This window comes from Methyloceanibacter sp., assembly GCF_049590335.1.
Lineage (GTDB): Bacteria > Pseudomonadota > Alphaproteobacteria > Rhizobiales > Methyloligellaceae > Methyloceanibacter.
This window is the reverse complement of record NZ_JBAWCQ010000012.1, coordinates 1-2,248: the sequence shown is the minus strand read 5'-3', so window position 1 is coordinate 2,248 and position 2,248 is coordinate 1. Positions and strand designations below refer to the sequence as shown.

General features: G+C 62.2%; 2 protein-coding genes and 1 tRNA gene. All 3 read right to left on the bottom strand.

The window, feature by feature from the left end:
• Positions 1–213 precede the first annotated feature (213 nt).
• A tRNA-Met gene (locus WBQ77_RS00685) sits at positions 214–290 on the bottom strand.
• 111 nt (positions 291–401) lie between these two features.
• Positions 402–1,220, bottom strand: a complete 819-nt coding sequence (locus WBQ77_RS00680) for a class I SAM-dependent methyltransferase (RefSeq protein WP_424058461.1) — start codon at positions 1,218–1,220, stop codon at positions 402–404.
• A 53-nt stretch (positions 1,221–1,273) separates the two neighbouring features.
• Positions 1,274–2,248 (bottom strand): tRNA 2-thiouridine(34) synthase MnmA (gene mnmA, locus WBQ77_RS00675; protein ID WP_424058459.1); only part of this gene is annotated, 975 nt, incomplete at its 5' end.

Here is a 2,248-nt window from a genome sequence, read left to right as displayed (position 1 = left end):
GAGTGGTGATGAGCGCCAAATTCACTCACCTATCCACCAGCTGCGCCTCTTTGTGAGACATTTCGCTGCTTTTCTCGATGCAGCTTTCTTGTCGCGTTCATGTTGCATGGAGTTGCCGAGACGGGATGGAAACCCTTGAAAATCAATGGGTCTAGATCGCAACATACGCAACATGAAAAAGGCCCCGATTGGGGCCTAACCTATTGATTTTATTGGTAGCGGAGGAGGGACTCGAACCCCCGACACGCGGATTATGATTCCGCTGCTCTAACCGGCTGAGCTACTCCGCCCCAATATCGCGCGGCACCCGAGCCGACACATTCCAGAATATTGGCAGCTTAGACCCCAACTTAGGCCCCCGCTCAAGTCGCGAAAAGCGTGTTAGCACAAGACGACGCTCTTTAACGCTCGGCCAATTGACTCTGGAGGCGGCGATATAGAGACCGCCAGTAATCTAAGTCAAGCATCCGGCGCGCGAGGGCCTCTTTCTGCGGCGCCGACGAAGGCACCGGCTCGGTCGCGCTGCCCGCTTTGCGCCCCTTTGCCAGGAAGTCGCGTGCCGCCTGCGGGGCGACTTTGAAGCCCGGCTCCTTGACAAAGCGCAGCATGGTAAAGAGCCCCACGGGCCAGAGCGGCCGCCGCTCGGCCAGGCGCAGATCCTCGCAGATCAGAACTCGCTCCGGCTCAAACACCGCATGCCAGCCGATCAAATCGGCGAACGGGGCGAGTTTCCGCTCGAAGAATCCGCGCGCACCGTGCTCCTGGCTGAAATGGTTGACGAGGATCACCTCGCCGCCGGGCGCACAAACCCGCTCCAGCTCGCGCATGACCTTTTCGGGGTCGGGCACGACGGTCATCACATACATGGCGACCACGGTATCGAAACTCTCATCGGCAAAGCCGAGCGCACTCGCGTCCATCTCGTGCAGCCCGTCCACATTGCCGAGCTTCTTCTTGGCGACCTTTTCGCGCGCCTTGTCCAGCATCTCGGGCGAAAGGTCGATACCCGTCACGGTCAGGTGCTTGCCATAGGCCGGCAGCGATAGCCCCGTGCCGACGCCCACTTCGAGCACGCGGCCCTTGCGCTTGTTGATGATCTTGACCGCATGTTTGCGGCCCGCATCGGCGACCTGGCCAAACGTGTAATCGTAGACCGGCGCCCAGCGGCGGTAAGCGTGGCGAACGGACTTTGTGTCCATCACCGGATGATTGGAAGACATCGCTTAACCCTCCCCGAGAGTGCGAACCGCTTTCGTCTAGCGGCCTAACGCGATTACACCAAGAACGCTTCGGCGGGCAGTGGCGCCTCAACCGGAAATGCGTCTTTGGTTCCGAAGGCTCCTTGCGCCGACTTGATCCAGCCGCCGCCAAGAAGCCGCTCTCCGCCGCCCGTCGCGGCATAAAACACACAAGCCTGTCCGGGTGATACCCCCTCCTCGCCGTCGGCGAGTTCCACCAGCACCGTACCGCTTTCGCAAAGGAGTGTCGCCGGCTGCAGCGGACCCGTGGACCGGATCCGAGCCAGGACTTCAAGGGCGCCCGCCACCGCCGTCTCGAAGGGCTCATCGCCCAGCCAGTTGAGATCGCGCAGCACGACTGTATGCGCCAGAAGCGCCTCGCGCGGGCCCACCACCACTTGGTGGCGCGCCGCATCGAGCTTGACCACGTAAAGCGGCTCGGCCGCGGCAATGCCGAGACCCCGGCGTTGGCCGATCGTGTAATTGATGATGCCCGTATGGCGACCCAGCACCCCGCCATCCACATGGACGATATTGCCGGACTCGGCGGCACCAGGGCGCAGCCGCTCGATAACTTGCGTGTAGCGGCCTGTGGGCACGAAGCAGATATCCTGGCTATCCGACTTGCCGGCAATGTCGAGCCCGAACTCACGCGCGAGGGCCCGCGTTTCGTCCTTCGGCATGCCGCCCAAGGGAAAGCGCAAGAAGGCGAGCTGCTCCGGGGTCGTGTTGAACAGGAAGTAGCTCTGGTCGCGCTCCTTATCAGCCGCGCGGTGGAGCTCCCAGCCGTACTCGCCGGGCACGCTCTTCACATAATGGCCCGTGGCGAGCGCGGCGGCGCCAAGCCCTTCGGCGGTTTCCAGAAGGTCGCGAAACTTGATGTTTTGGTTGCAGGCCACGCACGGCACCGGCGTCTCGCCGGAAAGATAGCTGTCGGCGAAGGCGCCCATCACCGCCTGCTCAAACTTATGCTCATAGTCGAGCACGTAATGCGGGATATCGAGTGCGGC